General features: G+C 50.1%; 20 protein-coding genes. 7 read left to right on the forward strand and 13 right to left on the reverse strand.

Annotated elements, in window-relative coordinates; translation table 11 throughout:
• Nucleotides 1-5 precede the first annotated feature (5 nt).
• The 4 genes from mtnA to H6F76_RS15760 form a co-directional block, all read right to left on the reverse strand.
• Nucleotides 6-1,097, reverse strand: a complete 1,092-nt coding sequence (mtnA, locus tag H6F76_RS15745; protein ID WP_190509615.1) for an S-methyl-5-thioribose-1-phosphate isomerase — start codon at nt 1,095-1,097, stop codon at nt 6-8.
• A 513-nt stretch (nt 1,098-1,610) separates the two neighbouring features.
• Entirely contained in the window at nt 1,611-2,300 is a 690-nt protein-coding gene (locus tag H6F76_RS15750) for a GAP family protein (protein ID WP_190509617.1), read from the reverse strand.
• 389 nt (nt 2,301-2,689) lie between these two features.
• Entirely contained in the window at nt 2,690-3,322 is a 633-nt protein-coding gene (locus tag H6F76_RS15755) for a hypothetical protein (RefSeq protein ID WP_190509619.1), read from the reverse strand.
• Nucleotides 3,319-4,206 (reverse strand): nucleotidyltransferase, encoded by an 888-nt coding sequence (locus H6F76_RS15760; protein WP_190509621.1) that lies wholly within the window; start codon nt 4,204-4,206, stop codon nt 3,319-3,321. The genes H6F76_RS15755 and H6F76_RS15760 overlap by 4 nt, the downstream gene beginning before the upstream one ends.
• Nucleotides 4,207-4,911: 705 nt before the next feature.
• Here H6F76_RS15760 and H6F76_RS15765 point away from each other — a divergent pair.
• The 3 genes from H6F76_RS15765 (at nt 4,912) to H6F76_RS15775 (ending at nt 7,437) form a co-directional block, all read left to right on the forward strand.
• Nucleotides 4,912-5,274: a hypothetical protein gene (locus tag H6F76_RS15765; RefSeq protein ID WP_190509623.1), complete on the forward strand. Its 363-nt coding sequence runs from the start codon at nt 4,912-4,914 to the stop codon at nt 5,272-5,274.
• A gap of 264 nt (nt 5,275-5,538) precedes the next feature.
• Nucleotides 5,539-6,729: an isomerizing glutamine--fructose-6-phosphate transaminase gene (locus tag H6F76_RS15770; RefSeq protein ID WP_190509625.1), complete on the forward strand. Its 1,191-nt coding sequence runs from the start codon at nt 5,539-5,541 to the stop codon at nt 6,727-6,729.
• A gap of 114 nt (nt 6,730-6,843) precedes the next feature.
• Complete coding sequence (locus tag H6F76_RS15775; RefSeq protein ID WP_190509627.1) at nt 6,844-7,437, forward strand: DUF4126 domain-containing protein; 594 nt, start codon at nt 6,844-6,846, stop codon at nt 7,435-7,437.
• Here H6F76_RS15775 and H6F76_RS15780 read toward each other — a convergent pair.
• From H6F76_RS15780 to H6F76_RS15795, 4 genes are all read right to left on the reverse strand, one after another.
• A complete protein-coding gene (locus tag H6F76_RS15780) occupies nt 7,434-9,938 on the reverse strand; it encodes a DHH family phosphoesterase (RefSeq protein WP_190509629.1) in 2,505 nt (834 codons plus the stop codon). The two genes, H6F76_RS15775 and H6F76_RS15780, sit on opposite strands and share 4 nt — an antisense overlap.
• A 233-nt stretch (nt 9,939-10,171) precedes the next feature.
• On the reverse strand, nt 10,172-11,764 hold the full coding sequence (locus H6F76_RS15785; RefSeq protein WP_190509630.1) for an Hsp70 family protein: 1,593 nt from the start codon (nt 11,762-11,764) through the stop codon (nt 10,172-10,174).
• Between the two features lie 236 nt (nt 11,765-12,000).
• A complete protein-coding gene (locus H6F76_RS15790; RefSeq protein ID WP_190509632.1) occupies nt 12,001-12,549 on the reverse strand; it encodes a molecular chaperone GrpE in 549 nt (182 codons plus the stop codon).
• A gap of 24 nt (nt 12,550-12,573) precedes the next feature.
• Complete coding sequence (locus H6F76_RS15795) at nt 12,574-12,789, reverse strand: DUF2997 domain-containing protein (protein ID WP_190510054.1); 216 nt, start codon at nt 12,787-12,789, stop codon at nt 12,574-12,576.
• A 211-nt stretch (nt 12,790-13,000) separates the two neighbouring features.
• Here H6F76_RS15795 and H6F76_RS15800 point away from each other — a divergent pair, with 211 nt between their 5' ends.
• Entirely contained in the window at nt 13,001-14,563 is a 1,563-nt protein-coding gene (locus H6F76_RS15800; protein WP_190509634.1) for a heme peroxidase family protein, read from the forward strand.
• Between the two features lie 364 nt (nt 14,564-14,927).
• Here the strand turns inward: H6F76_RS15800 and H6F76_RS15805 are convergent, their stop codons facing one another.
• From H6F76_RS15805 to H6F76_RS15825, 5 genes are all read right to left on the reverse strand, one after another.
• Complete coding sequence (locus H6F76_RS15805) at nt 14,928-15,428, reverse strand: hypothetical protein (RefSeq protein WP_190509636.1); 501 nt, start codon at nt 15,426-15,428, stop codon at nt 14,928-14,930.
• A gap of 208 nt (nt 15,429-15,636) precedes the next feature.
• Complete coding sequence (locus tag H6F76_RS15810; RefSeq protein ID WP_190509638.1) at nt 15,637-16,092, reverse strand: type II toxin-antitoxin system VapC family toxin; 456 nt, start codon at nt 16,090-16,092, stop codon at nt 15,637-15,639.
• 2 nt (nt 16,093-16,094) lie between these two features.
• Complete coding sequence (locus H6F76_RS15815; RefSeq protein ID WP_190509640.1) at nt 16,095-16,364, reverse strand: hypothetical protein; 270 nt, start codon at nt 16,362-16,364, stop codon at nt 16,095-16,097.
• 226 nt (nt 16,365-16,590) lie between these two features.
• Nucleotides 16,591-17,139, reverse strand: coding sequence for a leucine-rich repeat domain-containing protein (locus H6F76_RS15820; protein WP_190509642.1), 549 nt, complete (start codon nt 17,137-17,139; stop codon nt 16,591-16,593).
• A 172-nt stretch (nt 17,140-17,311) separates the two neighbouring features.
• Nucleotides 17,312-17,854 carry a transposase gene (locus H6F76_RS15825; protein WP_190509644.1) on the reverse strand — a complete coding sequence of 181 codons (543 nt, stop codon included), beginning with the start codon at nt 17,852-17,854 and terminating at the stop codon, nt 17,312-17,314.
• A gap of 239 nt (nt 17,855-18,093) precedes the next feature.
• On the opposite strand from H6F76_RS15825, the gene H6F76_RS15830 reads away from it, so the two are divergent.
• From H6F76_RS15830 to kefC, 3 genes are read left to right on the forward strand one after another with little or no spacing between them, the layout of a single operon-like run.
• Nucleotides 18,094-18,306 carry a hypothetical protein gene (locus H6F76_RS15830; RefSeq protein ID WP_190509646.1) on the forward strand — a complete coding sequence of 71 codons (213 nt, stop codon included), beginning with the start codon at nt 18,094-18,096 and terminating at the stop codon, nt 18,304-18,306.
• 52 nt (nt 18,307-18,358) lie between these two features.
• Entirely contained in the window at nt 18,359-18,994 is a 636-nt protein-coding gene (locus tag H6F76_RS15835; RefSeq protein WP_190509648.1) for an NAD(P)H-dependent oxidoreductase, read from the forward strand.
• Complete coding sequence (kefC, locus tag H6F76_RS15840) at nt 18,987-20,879, forward strand: glutathione-regulated potassium-efflux system protein KefC (protein ID WP_190509650.1); 1,893 nt, start codon at nt 18,987-18,989, stop codon at nt 20,877-20,879. Before H6F76_RS15835 ends, kefC begins: the two co-directional genes overlap by 8 nt.
• Nucleotides 20,880-20,939 lie beyond the last annotated feature (60 nt).

Here is a 20,939-nt window from a genome sequence, read left to right on the forward strand (position 1 = left end):
GGATTCTACCCAGCCTGTTTGTCAGCAAGTTGCTCTCTAAGTTGAGCTGGAGCGATTGCGCCATATTCGGTAATGATGGCGCTAATCAAGGCGGCTGGCGTGACATCAAAGGCAGGATTGTAGAACTCTGCACCTGCTGGACACAGAATTGTCTCGCCCACGGTATGGATTTCGCTGGGATTGCGTTCTTCAATCGGAATCTCACTACCATCGGTGATCGCGAAGTCGATCGTGGATAACGGTGCTGCAACAAAGAAGGGAATGTTGTGTGCCTTTGCCACTAGCGCAACGCTATAGGTGCCGATTTTGTTAGCAGCATCACCGTTTGCCGCAATACGATCGGCTCCCACGACAACCGCATCAATCATGCCTCGTTGCATACAGTGGGCTGCCATATTGTCAGTAATCACCGTGACGGGAATACCTTCTTGCACACATTCCCAGGCTGTCAGCTTCGCACCCTGCAAGCGTGGACGAGTTTCATCGGCATAGACTCGCTCTAAGCGTCCATCACGCCATGCCGAGCGCACCACACCGAGCGCTGTGCCATAGCCTGCGGTTGCCAGCGCGCCTGCATTGCAATGGGTGAGGATGCGTAGTTTTTTCGGGTTGGTCGGCAGCGCTTTGAGTCCATGATCACCAATTTGGTGGCAGGTTTGTATGTCATCAGCATTGATTGCTTTTGCTGTGTCTAGCAGCGTTTGCTTTAAGTGATCCACTGAACCCAGTGTTTGCCGCGCTGTTTTAACCATGCGATCGATCGCCCAAAACAGGTTCACTGCGGTAGGACGAGTTGCCCGTAGCCGTTCTGCCACTGGCTCTAGTTGAGCTAGAAACTCGCTACGATCGCTCGTTTGGATATCTCGCGCACCAAGATACACACCATAGGCAGCCGCTACGCCGATCGCTGGAGCGCCACGCACAATCATGGTTTCGATCGCCCGTGCCATATCCTCGTAGCGGTTAATCTCCACGACTGTATATTCATTTGGCAAGCGGGTTTGGTCGATCAACAACACGTGACCTTGCAGCGTGGTCGCTGGCGACTGATCACGCCAAAGAACGGGATAGACCTGATTGTTACTGTTAGAAGACATAAAGATGAAGGACTTGGAGCCAAACGCAACGGTAATCTCTCAGTCATACTACTAAATGCCTGCATTCACCAGCAGTTGATTCAACTCAAATCGCTGCGATCGCCTGTCTTGTTCCAATGCCTAGGAAGACATTACCACTACGCCTTTAGCAGTCTGCTTCGATCGAGTTGTTAGGTTGACCAGTAACCTTCTTAATAACTACCAGCATCACGGTTTAACCAATAGTTTTCCATAGCTTGCTTAATCAGAGGGTTTTAAGTGTCGCTAGATGCGAGTTTCCACCAAAGCAAGTCGCATTGATTATGCAGGCTGTTGCATTGCCATTGCAGGCGATCGCATGAACATGTGAACCAGTTAATGATCAATGGCAAGTGCTTCACTATTGATTGTTGTGGTTCCACTACTAGTTTTTGTTTAGCAGCGCTTGAATATAACCAGCCAACTTGCCAAAGCGCGCCTTCAAGAACCATATAAAAGCTAGACCAAGAAAGCAAACTTGTTGATTACGTTTAGTTATTGGGGTACAAGAAATGGATGACCGAGCAAATAGCCGACAAAATCGGCTAGTAACAGCACACCCAAAATAAAAAAAGCAACTTTCATAATTTTCTTTATCCAGCGACTCACGTGCAGATTGATCCGAGTGAGTAACGGCTGTGCTTGGTCATGTTTGAACAAGAAAATACTGAACAACGTGAGCGGTATGCCGACGTAAATAATGTTGTATAAGCCGAGCGCCGTAATGACAAGTAATGTGGGCGGCGCGGCTTTCGTCAACGCCGCAATGGCACCAAGGTATGGGGCGGCGGTTGAAAACTCCAAAAACGTCAGCCCGACACCAAGGCTAAATGTCGCCACTGGATTAATTTTTTTCGGTTTTCTCGTTAAACTGGTGTCCGCCTCTGTTTTCATCCTTACAGCAGCGATAAGTAAAGCGACGGCAGCAACAAACTGAATAGCGTAAGCCCACCAGCTCGTCGTATATATGATTCGGTTGATGATAGCTGAGAGGGTAGCACCTAGACCGAAATAGACGAGTAAACCTAACGTCCAATTAGTAACAAAGACGGCAAAGATATAGCTTGCTGTTCGCTTCTCGGGTCGTTTCGTTGAAAGTAAGTACAGCGTCATTAAAATAATTGACGGATTTAAACTATCAACTACAGCCAGAATGAGAAATGAAAGAGTAAGTTGTATGCTCATGTTCCCACTTCAGTTAAGCAAGACTTAGCGAAGCTTCATCTAAATAGGTAGATTGACAGCAGGCACACTATACATTAGCCATAGTCTGGGTAAATAGACAGCAAAGTTCCGTATATCTTCCAAACTCTGTATAGCCTATGAGTAACTTGTTGTAATCGCGCTTCTCTCATAGGGTGCGTTGCTGTCAAGTAAACGCACCGTCAGCTTCCATATCGACTTGCATCCAGGTCAAAATTAATGATTACCTGCAATGTAGGTCTTCGGTAGTTAGGCATGGAACCATTCAATCAACTTGTAGTGTAAGAATGCTCAATAGTGGGTTACGTTTGCTTATCAGCAACGCACCTTACAAGATCGACGATCTCACTGTGTTTAACTAGGCTAGTCAGTCAATTGCTCTGTCCACGATTAAAAAGAGCTTCCGCTTGAAGAAAATCGTCAGCAAATTGTATGATTCGCTGATTAAAATCTAGCTCACCCTTACTATCACGGCTAGTCCAGTATCTACCTTGAAGTCGAACAGCAGGTCTTCCAGTAATATCAAGCGAGGTGGAACCATAATGCATTCTGCTGCGATACTCAAAACGACTATCAGGTCGATTCAGATACATGTAATTGAGAGATGCACTGACTCTATCATCGGAAATCATAGCGAGAGACGACTTAGACCTAGATTCATTAGTCAGCATAACAACTGAAACAGTAGTTGCAGATTGACGAATAACTAAGTAAGCGACCTTGATTGGTGGAGACGATCCCGTTGTAGGGTCAATCCAAAACGATTCTAAAGTTCCCTTCCATGTACCCCGCAGATCGCGTGGAACTTGCGGAAGCTTTTGGACAAAGGGAAGATGCCAAGCCCAGTGCTCCCAGATGGTAAGAGCAGTCCCCGCTATAAAGACTGCTGCGGCGAAAAAACGGAGCCATTGTAGATCTAGTGTTCCACCAGTAAACCATATTCCAGCAGCGAAGACGGTAACGACTATCGCTGCAACAACTTGAACAAGGACGCGTCGATTCATGAAGCGTAGCCTAAATAATTCCAAGCTGCATGTGCGAATTCCCTTCCATCACTTCGTTTCCATTTCTGTGCATCATGGAAAAGGTAAAAGCATTCATTGACCTCAATCCATCGATTGTTGCCGCTCGTTAATTCTCCACCCTGAAGGCTCTGCCAAATATGCACTAGCACACCTTGAACTACATCTGTCCAAGTTTTGAGGGAAAAGACTTCATCTGGACAGTTATACACCAAACATTCAATGAAATAAGACGGCAGTTCTTGGTAAATGCTTTTAACAACCATTGCATTTTCAACCCGCTTAAAGATGCGGACTGCCTTCTTATAAGCATTACCAGTACGTGTATTTTTAGTCCTACCGTTTTGTAGCTGTTGAGCAGGATAGTTAACTATTTCTTTGCCAGCTTTAGTGAATATCTTCGTTCCCTGCCAATAGTGATTTAAAGATGAATAATAGCGGTAGGTGAAGCAGGGAACTACATCTGCATCTACCCTGGCTGAACTAGAGTTGATTTGGATAGCAGTTGAACCGGATGTATCAACTTGTCCTGGAAATTTTTTTTCCAAAGCAGCTACAAGCTCAGATCTCAATTTGTTAGGTGTCCATATACCTTGATATGAGCTACTAGGTTTATAAATTCCTTGCTCAGACTCTTCCCAATAAAGTGCTTCTGTACACTCTACAGCTATATCAACATCACTGTCAGATCGAACATTAGTGTTGTTAGCGTATGATCCTTTTGCATATACGCTTAGTGTGCACTTTTCAAATGTCCCATGTGCGTCAATCGCTTGACGAATCATTCGCTCTGTACGCTCTTGCTTGTTTTGTTCACTGTCACTTGATGGTTTGGTCCAGCTACTCAAGGTATCTTCAAGATTCATTTGTCTGAGTCTGTACTTGAATGGAAATCTATATATTTGAACAAACGTTTTTGGCCGTATCTAGATATTTGCACACCTAACTCTTGATTAGACAGACTCCATCGATCTATCTATCCTTGACGAGGGATATAGACAGATTGTGGCAGCCTATTTACCCTTATTGGGCGTTTAGACTGACACCTCGCTGTCTAAGATCTCTTTTGAGGCAGTTAGACGGCAGTTTGTCTGCATATTAACTATATGGATGGAATAAGGCTAAAACCTTTAGATTCTTTTTGGGTGTGGCGATGAGCACAAGCCTGATCGCCCCTTTCGCAACTAAACAGAGCGATCATAAGACCCAATTCTTTCAAACTTTAACGTCAAAGCTTTGACGTAAGCCACAAATGCTTGCAACACATACACGTTTCTTGATTTTCGATAAGTGTTCAAGGTTTTAAGCTTCAGCTTTATTGAATATCTATAAGTTTTGCTTAATTCAAGTCAGCGTTGCTTGATTTCAGGTTTGTATTTTTTGCATTTTGTTCAGGTTTCTCGATGTTGGGTATGCATTTGTTGATTGCAACTATAAAAAAGTGGCTAATCAATGAATTTACGGATGCATCGCACCTGAAGCAGACAAAAATCCGTAGTTTTTCTGGCGATGACTCTCTTTGCTGGCAGGCATCTTGGCGTTATCCAACCTATCCTTAAAGAGGTTCATCTATGGCACGTTTAAAGCGCAGTTCAGCCAGTGTTGATAAAGCCGAGCGTCGCATTGCAGGCTTAAAATCCATTAATCCAGCGCTTGATTTAGGTAAAGGGTTAACTGTTGAAGCCTTCATAGAATTGATTGAAACCACTCGCCGACGGGTTGCTGCTTACAACACAACGCTTTCTCTACTGGATGCCGATCGTGCCGCCATGTTAGAAGCCGAAAAGACCTTGATGGCACTTTCTGAAAAGATGTTGCTGGGCGTTGCTTTTGAGTATGGCAAAGATAGCGCTGAGTATGAAATGGCAGGTGGTGTTCGCAAAAGTCAGCGCAAGCGCCCCGTTCGTAGAATCGGCGAAAAAGTGGCTGTATAAGGAGATTTCTAGCCAACAAAAGACCCCTAGGGGTAGGTTTGATACCAACGTGAATCGGTTACTAGCAAAGATTCTGGCAAAACCTACCCCCTACAAGCGGTACAAGCTCCTAAGTCGATCGCCTGCACGATAAGAAGACTGCGATCGCACTTCAATCTCTACGCTTGTGCTAAACAGTTGAGTTTGGCGATCGCAACAAAACTCCTCCCTGCCAACTGGTTACGGTATAGTAATGGCGCTGTTTGAGAGTAGTTGAGGGCACCATTGACACTGCACAAACCGATTCAAAATGCTGACGCTGACCCGCACGATCGACAAGGGTTTGCTCACTTCATGCTGAAGGAAATTTACGAGCAGCCAGACGTAGTGCGTCAATGTTTGGCTGCATATCTTAAGCCTGGTTGGGATAGCGATCAAGATGCAGCTTTGTCCTCCAGCCCCTTTAATCTGGCGTTGCCAGATGAGTTATTCGCTACTGTGTCAGAGATTCAGCTTGTGGCGTGTGGCACCAGTCGTCATGCAAGCTTGGTTGCGCAGTATTGGTTTGAGCAACTTGCGGGCATTCCCACCAGAGTCCGATCGGCATCCGAATTTGTCTCCGCACCCTTCCCGTTAGCTAGAAACACGCTGACGATCGCAGTCACACAATCTGGCGAAACGGCAGATACATTAGCGGCGATCGCGACGGCAAAACGTCGATCGTCGCCAGCAGAAAGCTCGTTGCAATCCTGGTTACTAGGCATCACCAACCAGTCAGAAAGTTCGCTGGCAAAAGCGGTTGATTACACCCTGCCAACGCTGGCGGGTGCAGAGGTTGGGGTCGCTGCCACCAAGACCTTTATGGCTCAACTGGTTGTGTTTTGCTGTTTAGCGTTGGAGTTTGCCGTTCGTCGGCAGGTGCTCTCACCGCAGCAGTTAGCGCCCACGATCGCCGCTTTGCGAGCATTGCCTGACCAGATCGAAACAACGCTTCAGCAACAGCACGAACCCATTCAGACCATTGCCCAAACCTTTGCAAACGTTAAAGACTGCATCGTTTTGGGTCGCGGCATTAATCATGCGATCGCGCTGGAAGGCGCACTCAAACTCAAAGAAACGACCTACATCCATGCCGAAGGGTATGCAGGTGGCGAATTTATGCACGGACCAATCGCGCTGCTAGATGCAACAGTGCCAGTGATTGCGATCGCGCCTGCTGGCAGCGTTTATGACTCAATGCTTGCTAATACACAGAAGGCAAAAGCAAACGGCGCACCCTTAATTGGCATTACGACTGTTAACGAGCCAGCCGATCGCACTGTGTTTGATCATCCACTGACCGTACCCAAGATTGACGAACCGCTGTCTCCCTTTCTTACCGTGGTGCCGCTGCAATTGCTGGCATACACGATCGCGGTACAACGTGGCTTGGATGTTGATCGACCGAGAAATATCACAAAAACGCTCATCCGTTGAGTGGGCGCGATTGGGTTCTCTGGGCTGATGTTTGCCCACCAGAAATTCGTCACAATAGCTGAAGTTGCCTGAGTCATGGACAGCGAAGACGAACGCTAGGAGAGGAAGACGCGCTTGGATACCTTCATCAGTTTGCTGCTAGGCGTGAGCTTGAGTGCTGCCTGTGGATTCAGGGTTTTTGTACCGTTGCTAGTCGTCAGTGCAGCCGCGATCATCGGGCATTTAGACTTACCCTCAAATGTGGCATGGGTTGGCACCGATCATGCACTGATTGCGTTTGCAGTTGCCAGTAGTCTAGAAATCGCTGGTTACTATATTCCCTGGTTTGATCATTTACTCGATACCGTTGCCACACCCTTAGCCATTGTTGCGGGCACTGTCGTCACGGCAGCAACAGCGCCAGATATGAGTCCGTTAGCGCAATGGACGCTAGCCGCGATCGCCGGTGGCGGTGCTGCCGGGCTCACAAAAGGCTTGCTCAACCTCTTACGCATCGGCTCGACTGCTACATCCGGTGGCTTGACGAATCCCATTCTTTCGACGCTCGAACTGATTGCCGCCCTTGGCTTGTCAGCACTGGCGATTGCCCTTCCTGTAGTGGCTGGCGTTGTTGTCCTTGGGGTACTGCCGTTTGTTACCTATCGGCTCTGGCGTTTCCTCTTCAAACGTCAGCCTCAACCCCCCACGATCGACGAAGCCGTGCCCTAAGGATCGTCCAGGTTGAGAGGCGTAGTACGTTCTGCTGAAGCGGCTTGCGCCACCGCTTGCATCGTGGCAAGGGGCACTTGATAGAAATACTGACGACGGAACTGTTCTTCCTTTACCGCGATCGCAAATTGCTCCACGGCTGCCGTTAATGCAGTATCGGTGCTGAAGTGCGACGGCTGCTCTTGCCAGGAAACGTAAAACGCATTGTCGCTAAAACGCAGCGTAAACCCCAGCAGTTCCAAAGTTTGAAAGCCGAGTTTGAGGGCGCGATCGCCAATGCCCAGCTTCTCTAAGAGCTGGATGCGAGTAGCAGATTGCCCAGTGCGGCTAAGGTATTTGGCAATGCCAACCAGTTGTTGCCAGAGCATCTGCGGTTCTGTTTGCGGTGGTGCAGCGTAGGCGATCGCCAGCGATCGTTGTTCCTGTTTAGCGCGACGAAACCAGACCTGCAACTCCGCCCAGCTTGTAGGGCATTGGGAGAGGATGAGGGGAGGAGAGAGAGGAGAGGCGTGAGTAGGCACATCGTTCAAACCCCGCCAATCTAGTAGCCATCCTTCATTCGCTACATTAGCCGCTGTTAATGCGGCTGACTCACAGGGACGCACGGCAATGAGGCGGATTTCGTAACGCTTTTGGTAAGTATTAAAATCCAGTTCAACGATCGCATCGCACCTGCCTCTGGGCACCTCATCCTGGTAATGCTCCCACCAAAGACCCGGAAAGCCGTGCTGAGTCGAGTCATCCCGAAGCTCAAATTCAGTTTTGATGTAGCGGACTTTCCCACCTTTCCAGTCTTTAATATTTTGATTTCGCACCTGCTCAAACCAGCAGTTTTGAATCAATAGTTTGGGCGCTGGGTTGCCCATCCCACAGGGTTCCAATAGCTTTAATGCTTGAAAAAGCTCCTTGCCCAAGGCGGCGATCGTCACTGTCAAATCAGCCTGAAGTGATGGGCGCGCCATCTCAGCCATCTGCCGCGCCTGTTGATTGAGCGCTTCTGTGAAAAGCGGAATGTTTTCTACGGGCAGGCTTAAACCCGCTGCATAGGGATGCCCACCAAACCGATGCAGCAGATGCGCTTGGTCTTGCACCAATTGATAAAGGTCAATATTGTTAACTGAACGCGCAGAGCCACGAGCGAGAGGAGAGGATGAAGGATGAGGGATGAGGGATAAAGGATGAAGGGTTGAGTTCTGCTGTTGACTGCTAACGGCTGACGGCTCAACTGCCTCCTGCCCTCTGCCTTCTGCCTCCTGCCTTCTGCCTCCTGCCTCCTGCCTTTCTTCCAATTCCGTATTCAACAAAATTGTGGGTCGTCCATACTCCTGAGCAATTTGACCAGCAACGAGACCCAAAACGCCAAGCTGCCACTGGTCGTCTGCCAACACAATGACGCGGGTAGTTGAGAGATCAAGTTGGGCAAGTCGGGCTTTGACGTGCTGAATGACTTCTTTTTGCAGTGCTTTACGGCGTGTGTTGGCAAGTTCTGTGGCTTCTGCCAAATGATTGCAGAGCGTAGCATCCTGGCTGGTCAGAAGTTCGACGCAGAAGTGGGCATCACCTTGAATGCGGCTCACCGCGTTAATCCGAGGTCCCAGACCAAAGGAAATATCGGTGGGTCGATCGCCATTGCGTTTGCACAATGCCAACAATCTAGACAGCCCCGGCCGCGTTGCAGTTGCTGGATTAGACTGCTTTTGCAGTTGCTCAATGCCGCGCTGTGCGAGATAGCGACAGTCGCCTTTCAGTTCAACTAAATCGGCAATGAGACCGATCGCCACCAGGTCGAGCAATGATGCCAACGGCTTTTGTGGAATGTCGGGCAGCGTTTCGTAAAGTGCCTCGACAAGCTTGTAAGCTACTGCCACACCGGAGAGAGTTACCAGCGGGTGATCCGTCGGTAAGTGACGAGGATTGACGATCGCCCTAACAGGCGGTCGCACAGCCGACAGCGTATGGTGATCCGTCACAATCACATCCATTCCCAGGCTGCGAGCGTATTCAATCTCCGTCAGATTGGTGCTGCCTGTATCGCAAGTAACGATAAGACGGCAGTGCTTCGCATACAGCGTGTCAATGCCCTGCTGCGACAAGCCATGCGATTCAGTCAGGCGGTTGGGAATGTAGTAAAACAGCGTTTGCTGCTGCTCAAAAAACTGCCCCAACCCATCCCACAGCACCGCCGTTGCGGTAACGCCATCCGCATCGAAGTCACCCCAGATGGCGATCGATTCCTGGTTGAGACGCGCCTGCTGCAACCGCTCCACTGCCCACTGCATTTCCTGCCCAAAGTCAAATGGGCTAGCAGGCTGATAGCAATCTGGGTTGAGAAAGCCTGCTAGTCGATCGGGGTCTTGAATGCCACGTTGCCACAATAGTTGAGCCACATGCGGCGCAGCCACATTGGATGCAGACAGGTTCGCAGCTTGATTGACTGCCTGCACAAACCAGTCTGGCAGCGGCGCGATCGGTTGAACTAGCCATGCAGCAGAATCCGTCATTGACTTGCACCAGTGAAGCGTAGCGGTACCCTTGTACCATCTTACTCGGCAATCCTCGCTGAGCAGACTGACATCACCTGAACTCGCGTCTGCTGGCTCTTAAACTCTTTAGGAGCTTTCTGAGCAAGAATATACCGCTTGTAGGGGGCAGGTTTTGCCAGAAGCTTTGCTCATAGCCGATCACGTTGGTGTCAAACCTGCCCCTACAGGTCTTTTGTTGGTTAGAAATCGACTTAACGCAGTTTCGCGATCGCGACCCGCTCTACCAGAACCCGATTGGTCAGTAAATCTTGCACCGTGGCAACAAGCGATCGTTGCTCATTCACTTCAAACTGTACGGTGACGCGATCGACCCCAACTTGCCCCGGTGGGTTGAGCCGCGCAATGCAAACGGCTTCATGCTGGCTTTCAAGCGAACGATAAGTTTCTCGTTGTAGCAAGGGGGTGCTGGTCATTCTACCCTGGGCATCGTAAGTCATCTCTGACTGGGCGATCGTAGCAACTTCGCCAATATCTAGCCGAATTTCCGTTTGTCCATTACTGGCAACTTGTAGCGTCAACGGCTCTAACCGTTGGCATGGGTAGCGACTGCCCTGCTTAAAAAGAGGCACATAGGTATGGGTGCCAGCAGAGGGTTCCCAAAGACGAATGGCATACGTGTGGTGTAGATAGTCGTCAAGGCTCGCTAGTTGGCTGACGGCAAGCGCCCCATGCGCGATCGCCTCAAACGGTTGATCGAGCCGGACGCGCTGCCGCCCAAAGTAAGACAACACAAGCTGCTGCACGGCAGGAATCAAGCAACTGCCGCCCACCAGCAAAACCTGTTCAATCTCCGCTTTGCGAATGCCATTGCTGATCGCGATCGCTAGCACTGCATCCAAGGCCTGCCGTACTTGCTCCAAGAGCTGTCGCGCTTCCAGGATAGACTCGAAGCGATCGCGATTCAGCTCCATGTCGTAGGACATAAACGTCTCTTCATCCAACCAGCTTTCTTTCGCAGACTCCACGCTGGATAAACGAATTTTGAGCCGTTCAGCCAGTTCCAGCAAATTTTGCCAACCGACAGCGCCGACAGCACTACGCGATGAGCCAATTTGGTGCAGATAATCCTCAGCAATCCAAAGATCAATATCTTCACCACCGAGGTAAGCGTCAGACTTTGCCAGGATTTCGGCACATTGCACTGGCACCGCATCTGTTACCCTCTGCGTTGGGGTGACAATCGTTCGTACCAGGCTGAGATCAAGCGTACCGCCGCCAAAGTCAACCACCAGCACCAGTGCACCAGGATGCTGTACGGCATACCCCAACGCTGCCGCAGTCGCTTCATCGACAAGTTGCACGTCTGTAATGTCTAACTGCGCCGCTAGCTCCCGAAACCAGCCGAGATAACGCTCAAAAGCACCGATCGGCACCGTAAAAATTGCCTGAGTCGGTTGAATCTGCTGCTGTTGAAGCTGTTGCCAGATGACCTGCAAAAATCGCTCTGACACAGACTCCGCGCTGTATGACTGTCCATCAAGTAGACGCGCTGGCGGTTGAAAATCAGCAACCAGTTCACGCTTGAACGCCTTGAATAAACGCTCTGGTTGCGCTAGACCCAACCGCTGCGATCGCACCTGCTCCCCCAAAAGCAGCGTTTCCGCATCTTTGACAAATACCAGCGTCGGCACCACCGGCACGTCTTGCACATCTCCTGATGGCGTAGTTAGCTTGAACAGCCGCGAAAGACCCGGAAACCTTAGCGTTTTCGGTGCCTGTGTATCTGGCTCCAAAAGGCTGACCACTGTATTGCTAGTGCCAAAGTCGATCGCGATCGCGGTCATGGAGGAGTGGTTAGTTGTTGGTTTTTAGGAGATTTCTAGCAAACAAAATACCCGTAGGGGCAGGTTTGATATCAACGTGATCGGCTATGAGCAAAGCTTCTGGCAAAACCTGCCCCCTACAAGTGGTACATTCTTTCTCACAAATCTCCTTAGTTGTTAGAAGGGAATCAGATTGAGGGAGTTGAAAGTAGGGTTAGACAGGCAAGCAATTCCCAACTCAAAACTCATATCTTCCTCTATTCCCCTCCTGGCAACGTTCGGCTGACCTTTGCAGGGCTGAGGATGCGATCGCCTTGGGTATAGCCAACAAAACGAACATAGACTGGTTCACCCGTAGACATATCCTCCGCATCCGGTTGGTGCAGTTGCGGATTAAACGACACTTGCTCCCAGGCAGAGCCGATCGGTTCGACGTGCCAGGTTTGCAGTAGGTTTTCTAAGGGTGTAAACAGTGCGTTGAAGTTGCGGGCAGGCAAATCGGGTTTGTGCTCTGCCATCTTGCGAGCGCTGGGATAGTGGGTCAGTAGGGGTTGCAGTTGAGCAAAGGTATTGTCCTGGAAGTCTACATTAAGCTGCGTTTTTTGCTGCCGAAGTTCGGCGCGTAACCGTTGACACTGTTGTTGTAGCGCAACAATTTCGGCATTGGCGATCGAGGTTGCATCAGAGGTTACTGTAGGCAGTGTTGCTGACGTTTTAGTGCCCGTACCAACCAGGCTAAGTGTGAAGCATATGGTGACGAAGGTCAGCACAACGCCAAACCAAAAAAGCTCGGGATCATCAGTCATAGCCTTGACTCACTTGCTCTAACGTTATTCATGCTGTTGCAACGGTTGGATAAGGTCTACAGCTAAGGCATCCTCGCTCTCGTCATAGCTCGGCAGTAGCTCGCGCGACTCGACCGTACCCAACGCTTGCTCGATCGCGCTTGTTGCCGTTATGCAGCTTGTACCAGAGGCATTCAGCACCGTTTCAACAATTTTGCCGTCTTTGCCAATGCGGTACTCGATTTTCTGATACTCAGCCATGCGCCCTTGACTCCCTTTGCGGTTGTTGTTTACCTTCTCGCCCCTTCCATTGTGATTAAGCGCTCGTAGGATGGCAACCGTGACCATGCAGCGCTAAAACAGAAAACTAATTACACAAAGAAAAATAACCCGAATGGGTACCATCAATACTTTGCCTCATCGCTTAGGCTGTCTCCTAGTCAGGTGAAAACTTGTTCTTTAGAGGAAGCTTATGCCATCACCACAACACGGCTTTAGTGTTCGCAACGGAGACAACACACCTCAGGGTGCTTTTGCAAAGACGGGCAAATTCGGCAGGATGTTTCCGGAGCTGCCCGCGTTTACACCACCGATCGACAACCTGGTAGCACTGGGCAATGCCATGAGCGACGATCGCACCGATCCATCCGAGCCACTGAGAGATCATCCCGATGGCGATAACCGCAATGTGCCTGCTGGCTTTACGTACTTGGGGCAGTTTGTTGATCATGACCTGACTTTTGACCCCACGTCGCTAAAAGAGAAGCAGGTGGATCCTCAAGCCGTTGTCAACTTCCGCACACCTGCACTCGATCTGGATAGCGTGTATGGCTCTGGTCCTGATGATCAACCGTACCTGTTTCAGCTTAAGGACAAAGAGAAGTTCCTCATTGGCAAGAATGAGGAGAGCAGCGATGCCAATGGCGTAATCGTCGTCAAGGGTGATCACGATCTGCCTCGTGCCCCCAGCACAGTCGCTTTATTGGGTGATCCTCGCAATGACGAGAACTTGCTAGTGGCGCAAACTCACCTGGCGATCCTGAAGTTCCACAACAAGATTGTTGATGGACTTAGAGACGGCTCGATTCCCCGCAAAGCTGAGATCAGCAAGACGATCTTTGAAGAAGCCAGACAACTAGTGGTGTGGCACTATCAATGGATTGTGGTGTTTGACTTCCTCGATCGCATTCTTGACTCCAATCAGGTCAACAAAGTGCTGGATGAGGGTCGCAAGTTTTACAAGTTCAACACCTTTCCGTTTATCCCAGTAGAGTTCTCGGTGGCAGCGTACCGTTTGGGTCACAGCATGATCCGCAGTTCCTACGACTACAACCGCGTCTTTACCTTCAAGGATATTGCTGCCGATAGCTTTGCCCCAGCCTCGCTCGGTCTGCTGTTCAACTTTACGGGCAAATCTAGACGTATGCCACCTGATGGTCCAGGGCTAGAAACGCTCTTGCCCACCAACTGGATTATTGATTGGAGACGCTTCTTTGAGATTGACCCAGCCGTGCCAGTGAACCACTCTCGCAAGCTTGATCCCTTCCTCGTCAATCCGCTGAAGGACATCCCCAATATCCCAGATGTACCGAATATGAAGAAACCGACATCGCTAGCGGTGCGAAACCTGCTGCGGGGACGCAATATGGGGCTACCCTCTGGGCAAAGCGTGGCACGCTTTATGAAGCTCAAACCCTTGAGTTCAAGCGAGATTGCGTCGGGTTCTGATGGTGCTGTTGCGAAGCAGTTTTGCTTCGATAAGGAAACACCGCTCTGGTACTACATCCTTAAAGAAGCGCACGTGCAGCAAAAGGGCTTGCGTCTGGGCGAAGTAGGTAGCCGCATTGTGGCAGAGGTCTTCTTAGGTCTCTTGGAGGGCGATAGCGATTCCTTCTTTGTGCGGAATCGCAACTGGAAACCCACGTTGACTGCTAAAGTGCCAGGGACGTTTACGTTTGCAGACCTGATCCGGTTTACGAAAGACATTAGCCCGATCGACGGTCTCGAAGCCCCGGTTTCTCCTCCCGCAGGCTAACGTCACGATCGCCCTGGTGATGGCGTTCTCCAATGACCACGAAGCGGGCTAGAGTTACCTTTAGTCCGTTTTGCGCTTTTAGATGCAGTAGAGCGATCGTCTGAGGCGCAGCCGTAACGCATCAATCGATGAGTCGAGCTATCTCCGAGATGAGTCGAGCTATTTCTGGACTAAGCCGAGCTACCTCTGAGCTGAGTCGAGCTACCTCTGAGCTGAGTCGAGCTAGCTTCAGGGTAGCTTGAGCAATGTCTGAACTAGGTCGAGTGAGTTTTAAGCTGAGTCGGGCGATCGCTGCTATGAGTCGAGCTATAGGTTCGCTCAGTCAGGCTATCTTTGATCTGGGTTGAGCTTGTTTTAAGCTCGGTCAGCCTATAGGTGAGATAGCTTGAGCTGTGCTTGGCTCAGGTTTAGCGCGTCTGTTGCCCATTGCTTTGAATCTTTCACCAAGTTGATCAGCAACGCTCTTTAAGCCGGGTGCGTGTTTGGCAGCAGTTTTCACATAGTCATACACCAGCAGACTGCTTGCCATTGATTCGCTGCCGACTGCCATCAGGGTGTCGTCTACCTTTTCAGATAATTGCTCTAGCAGGTTCAGCACTTCCGTTAGCGCGATCGTCAACTGGTAATCGCGACTAAATTCGGCAACGTTAAAGCTGGCAGGCACAACGTCAGCGTTGTTTTGGGTCACGTTCAAACTATTGCTGACGAAGGCTAAACTCTTGTCGCCCATTTTGACCCGCTTGCGGCGTTCGTCGGGTGTCAGGCTAATCAAGAACGGCATATTGGCATCGAGTAACGCGATCGCGGCTTTGATTTCCTGCAATTTCTCTGGTGAAATCGACGCGCTAATATTTTCGTAAGGCATGAGAAGCTCTCCAAGTAGTAAATGCGGCGGGACGAATGGTGTTTGCGGCACCGATTGTCCACTCAACCTGTGCATTTAGAATTCCCGCTCAGAGAAATTTAGAACAGCTTTGCGTCAGCATAATGGATACCTCAAATGCTTGGTTTTTCAAAGAATGAGGTGCAGGGTATCGCTATTGCTAGCGCTGATACGGGAATTGCCTATGTCATTAGAGAGTAGTGCATATGGATCGTGGTTCAACAGCAGTAATTCCTACCGGACTGTAGCGGACAAAATCAGCAGCATTGAAGGTCAAAATGTGTGCAATCTGATGAATACGCATGACCGCAACAAGTCTTGCATCATGTACCTGAACACCTGAAACATCAAATTGGGAAACCAACCGATACCATTCTGGGTACACACCAGCGTCATCTGGTAGAACAGAGAATAGTTGTGTCAGTAGACGAAGGAATTGATCGGCATCCTTGGGTGTACGCCCAAAGCCGTTGCGTGTGACTGGACGAGTCGTAACATTCCAGAATTCGATACAGTTTTGGGTTGAAACTCTCAGGTCGTGTCCATTCAGCCTTAGGTGATCAATTGCCTGATGAACGATCGCATGAGATGGGTCTGTGGGATCGATAAATCGGAGTAGAATATTGGTGTCGAGCAAATAGGTCATGGTCAAGGATGGTCGCCGTAAATACCTTCTCGGCTAACCGCATAGTCTGATAGCGGAGCAGAGTCTGAAAGGCGAGTAGCGACAAACAGTTCGGTCAGTTGTTTAGATAATTGATCAAAATACTCTGTATCTAACGACTGGGGTTGTAAGGAGTGCTTCACAGTGCGATCGCTCAATTGCTGCACAAATGCCTGTAACTCCGCCAGCGTATCATTTGGCAAGACCTGAATCGTGTCGATAATTTGCTGTCGTTGCGATGAGGTGCTGTCCATAGGGCATTCCAGACAATAGCGATGTACTCAATTGTAGACAATGGCTCGATCGGGAGGAAACAGCGATCGTCGTTAGGGTGCTGGGGGAAGTTGAAGCTGTAGTGTGTGTAAAGCTTGCGGCATGGCTTTGCTAAAAGCGATAGCCGTAATGCATCACAAGCCCTGGAGTCAATGCGTTACGCTGCGCTTTTCTGGGATGTCGGAACGGCTTTACACATCCTACAAACTAAAATTTCGGGGGAATGGGCACTGGATTACCCCGAAAATCCAGCGTTTTGAGGGATACCATTTGCCCGATGCACTCTGGCAGTGTGCTCAGTTTATTGCGGCTGAGGTCGAGGGATTGCAGGTTGGTCAACTGCCCGATGCACTCTGGCAGGGTGCTCAGTCCGTTGTTGTACAGGTTGAGAGTTTGTAGGTTGGTCAACTGCGCAATGCTCTCTGGCAGCGTGCTCAGTTCATTGTCATAGAGGTTGAGGGTTTGTAGGTTGGTCAACTGCCCGATGGACTTTGGCAGTGTGCTCAGCTCATTGCTGCTGATGTCGATGGATTGCAGGTTCGTCAACTGCCCGATGACTGCTGGCAATGTGCTTAGCTGGTTGCCTTTCCACTCTTCTGCTTCTTTATCCCATTTGCCCAGGATGAGGGTTTTGAGCTGAGTCAACCTGCCAATTTGGGGCGGCAGTTCTTTCAGGTTATTGCCAGCTAGGTCGAGGGTTTCCCACTTCTCTTGCTGAGCGCGATCGATCAGTTGCAGCAGTTCGTCGCGGGTCATGGATTTTATAGAGCCGAAAGATATTGACCCTTACTGTAACAGCGGTCAGCGCGATCGCCCATCCTCATGCCATTCTTCAGTAGCCGTAGGTTGGGTTGAGGCAACGAAACCCAACACCTGTTAACTGGGATGACAACCATTCGCTGCCAGTTGAGCGAACGAAACTCAAGCATTATTCTCTAGCAATCCAACCAGGAAAGCCGATACTCTCGTTGGCACCCCAATCCTCTGCATACACGCCCTCTCGGACAAATCGATGGAAGCTGGAATATGCCCAATCTTTTGGTGCTTCAACCAAACCATGTTTCACGGGGTTGTAGTGAATATAATCGACATGTCGAATCAAATCCGATTCATCTTGAATCTGATGCTCCCAAAAGCGTCGCTGCCAAATAGCTTGCTCCCCTTTACTGTGACGAGATTTTGAGCATTGTCGTTTGTATTGAGCAGGGCAATGGCGGCTGAATTCGCTTTTGATCAACCTCCAGCGAGTAGAAAAGTTTGCATCCTCTTCGGGTAATGTCCAGAGGCAGTGCAGATGGTCAGGAAGGACGACAATGGCATCAATGGTGAAAGGATGTTTGGCTTTGACGGTGCGAAAAGCGGTACGCAGTAAAGCGATCGTTTGAGCCTCACAAAAGATATGTTGACGTTGATGGGTAACAACTGTGAAGAAGTAGGTGGCACCGGGAGTTTTGGTGCGACGGTAGTGCATGAATTGCTCTGTAACGGATGGGTTTAGGATGGGCTACAGAAGCTTGGATGTAACAGGGGCATGTGTTGGGTTTCGTTCCTCAACCCAACCTACGTGGGGGCGGTCGTGCTGAAGCTACTGCATTCTATAGCCGAGCAAGCCTGCAACCTGGTTGAGCTATCTCTGAGATGGGATGAGCAAGCTCTGAGATTAGTTGAGTGGTTAAATTACCTGAATGAGCTATATCAAAGCTCAGTCGAGTGAGCAAAACGATCGCTCAAGCAAGGATTGAACTCGGTCGAGTAGTCTTTGAACTAAGTCGAGTAGTCTTTGAGATAGGTCGAGCGATCGCTGAACTGGCTCAAGTTAACGCACCAGTCGGTCAGCCTATGCGATCGCTGGGTCAAGTGCGATCCTCGCTTACGTGGTGTGTAACAGGTTGGGCTTCGCTACTGCTATCCTCTCACCGCTGAAATGCTATCCTTTGCACAGCATTCCTCACCTGCACCTCGCAGAGCAAAACTCATGGATACTCCTAACCAGATCTTGATTTTGTTTGCTCATCCAGCGCTCGAAAAATCGCGGATCAATCGGCAGTTGATTCGAGCCGTACAGGGTTTGGAATCCGTCACCATTCGTGATCTCTACGAGGTTTATCCCAACTTTCATATCGATGTCAAAGCAGAACAAGACCTGCTGCTGACACATGATGTGATTGTGTTTCAGCATCCGTTTTATTGGTATAGCAGTCCGGCGATGCTGAAGGAGTGGCAAGATCTAGTGCTGGAACATGGCTTTGCCTATGGGCATGGCGGCACGGCTTTACGCGGTAAAAAATTCCTCACTGCCATCACAACGGGTGGGGACAAAGAAGCTTACTGCCAGAAGGGGTATAACCGTTTTACCATTCGTGAACTGCTGGTGCCCTTTGAGCAAACAGCAGGTCTATGCGGTATGGAGTATCTACCACCGTTTGTTGTGCAGGGAACACATCGCCTGCAAGAACGCCATCAAATCGACCAGCACGCCGCAGACTACCGCGCGGTCATTACGGCACTACGGGACGACACGATCAATTGGGAACAGCTACGGCAACGAAAGCATTTGAACCCGAAACTCGATTGGCTGCTGAAACAACCAGAGGTGACACACTATGCATGACGAAGGTTTCCTCTTTCAAGTCTTTATCTACCTGGTAGCGGCTGTCGCATCGGTGCCGATCGCCAAACGGCTAGGACTTGGTTCTGTGCTGGGCTATCTGATTGCAGGCGTGATCATTGGTCCGTTTGTGCTGAAGTTTGTCGGCGGCGAGGACGAAGATGTCATGCATTTCGCTGAATTTGGCGTAGTCATGATGCTGTTTTTGGTGGGGTTAGAACTGCAACCCTCGCTGCTGTGGCGGCTACGGCTCCCAATTTTGGGTTTGGGCGGCTTGCAGGTGCTAGTAACGTCGCTGGTGCTTGCCGCGATCGGCTTTGTGGCAGGGCTTCCCTGGCAAACAGCGCTTGCAGTAGGTTTGATTCTGGCGCAATCGTCTACAGCGATCGTCCTGCAAACTCTGAACGAAAAAGGACTCACGAAAACACAAGCCGGACAGTCTGCCTTCTCGGTGCTGCTGTTTCAGGATATTGCGGTCATTCCCATCCTGGCGCTCTTGCCGCTACTGGCGGCACCCGCAATCACGGCTATGAGTGCGATCGCCGATCGGGTGCTTTTAGTCGCAGCAGAGCAATCAGGCGGAGCGAGTGCAGGGTTACCCGCGTGGCAACAAGCGCTGCTAGTCATTGGCACAGTCGGCGGCATTATCCTGGGCGGACGGTTTCTCACGCGCCCGCTTTTTCGCTTTATTGCCACCACACAGCAGCGCGAAATTTTTACCGCCACGGCATTGCTCTTAGTGGTTGGCATTGCGCTAGCGATGCAGCAGGTCGGGCTGTCTCCTGCATTGGGAACCTTTGTCGCAGGGGTTGTGCTGGCTGAAAACGAGTATCGCCATGAATTAGAAAGCGATATTGAGCCGTTTAAAGGCTTGTTGTTGGGGCTGTTTTTTATCTCCGTTGGAGCCAGCATCGACTTTAATCTCTTGATGCAGCAACCGCTGTTGATTCTGTGCCTGGTGCTGGTGCTGGCGATCGTCAAATTTGCCGTGTTGTTTGGGCTAGGGCGCGTCTTCCGGCTAGAAATGAGCCAAAGTCTGCTGTTTGGTTGTGCGCTGGCGCAAGGCGGCGAGTTTGGCTTTGTGCTGTTTTCCTTCGCAACTCAAAACAAAGTCCTTACCGAAGACGTAACCGGACCATTAGTGGTCGTTGTCGCGCTTTCGATGGCGCTCACCCCGTTGATCATGATCATTAACGATCGACTGATTCAACCACGCTTCGTTGCTGCCGAAATTGAAGCAGAAGCGGATGAAATTGATGATGGCGAAACCCCTGTAATCATTGCTGGCTTTGGGCGCTTTGGGCAGATTGTGGGTCGGTTGCTTATTGCTAATGGGTTTGAAGCCACCGTCCTCGATCACAGCCCGACTCAAATTGAACTGCTGCGACGGTTTGGCTTCAAGGTCTTTTATGGCGATGCCTCCCGGCTTGATTTACTTCATGCAGCAGGCGCACGGCACGCACGGCTTTTTGTAGTTGCCATTGACGATCGCGACCGATCGCTCCATGTGGTAGATCTGGTGCGAAAGCATTTTCCTCATCTCAAAATTCTGGCACGCGCGATCGATCGTCGTCATGCCTATGAGTTCATTCGGCGCGGTGTCGAAGTCGTACAGCGCGAAACCTTTGACTCTGCCCTTGAAATGGGAGAAGCAGCCCTCAAACTCCTCGGTACTCGTGCCTACAAGGCACACCGTTCTGCCCGCATCTTTAAAGCGCATGATGAGCAAGCCCTGTGGGAAATGGCAACTCTGGAAGACGACACCCGGTTTGCCCGAGGGCAACAACTCCGGCAAGACCTTGAACGAGTGCTACGAGCAGACGATCGAGGCATGACCCACGATCTTGATGGAGCCTGGGATACGACTGCTTTGCAGAAGGAAGTTTGAAGAAAGGTGGAAGGCAAAGGGCAGAAGGCAGAAGGTAAAAGAGAGTGTGGGGAATGGAGT

It is taken from the genome of Leptolyngbya sp. FACHB-321 (assembly GCF_014695975.1).
Taxonomy (GTDB): Bacteria; Cyanobacteriota; Cyanobacteriia; order Leptolyngbyales; family Leptolyngbyaceae; genus Stenomitos.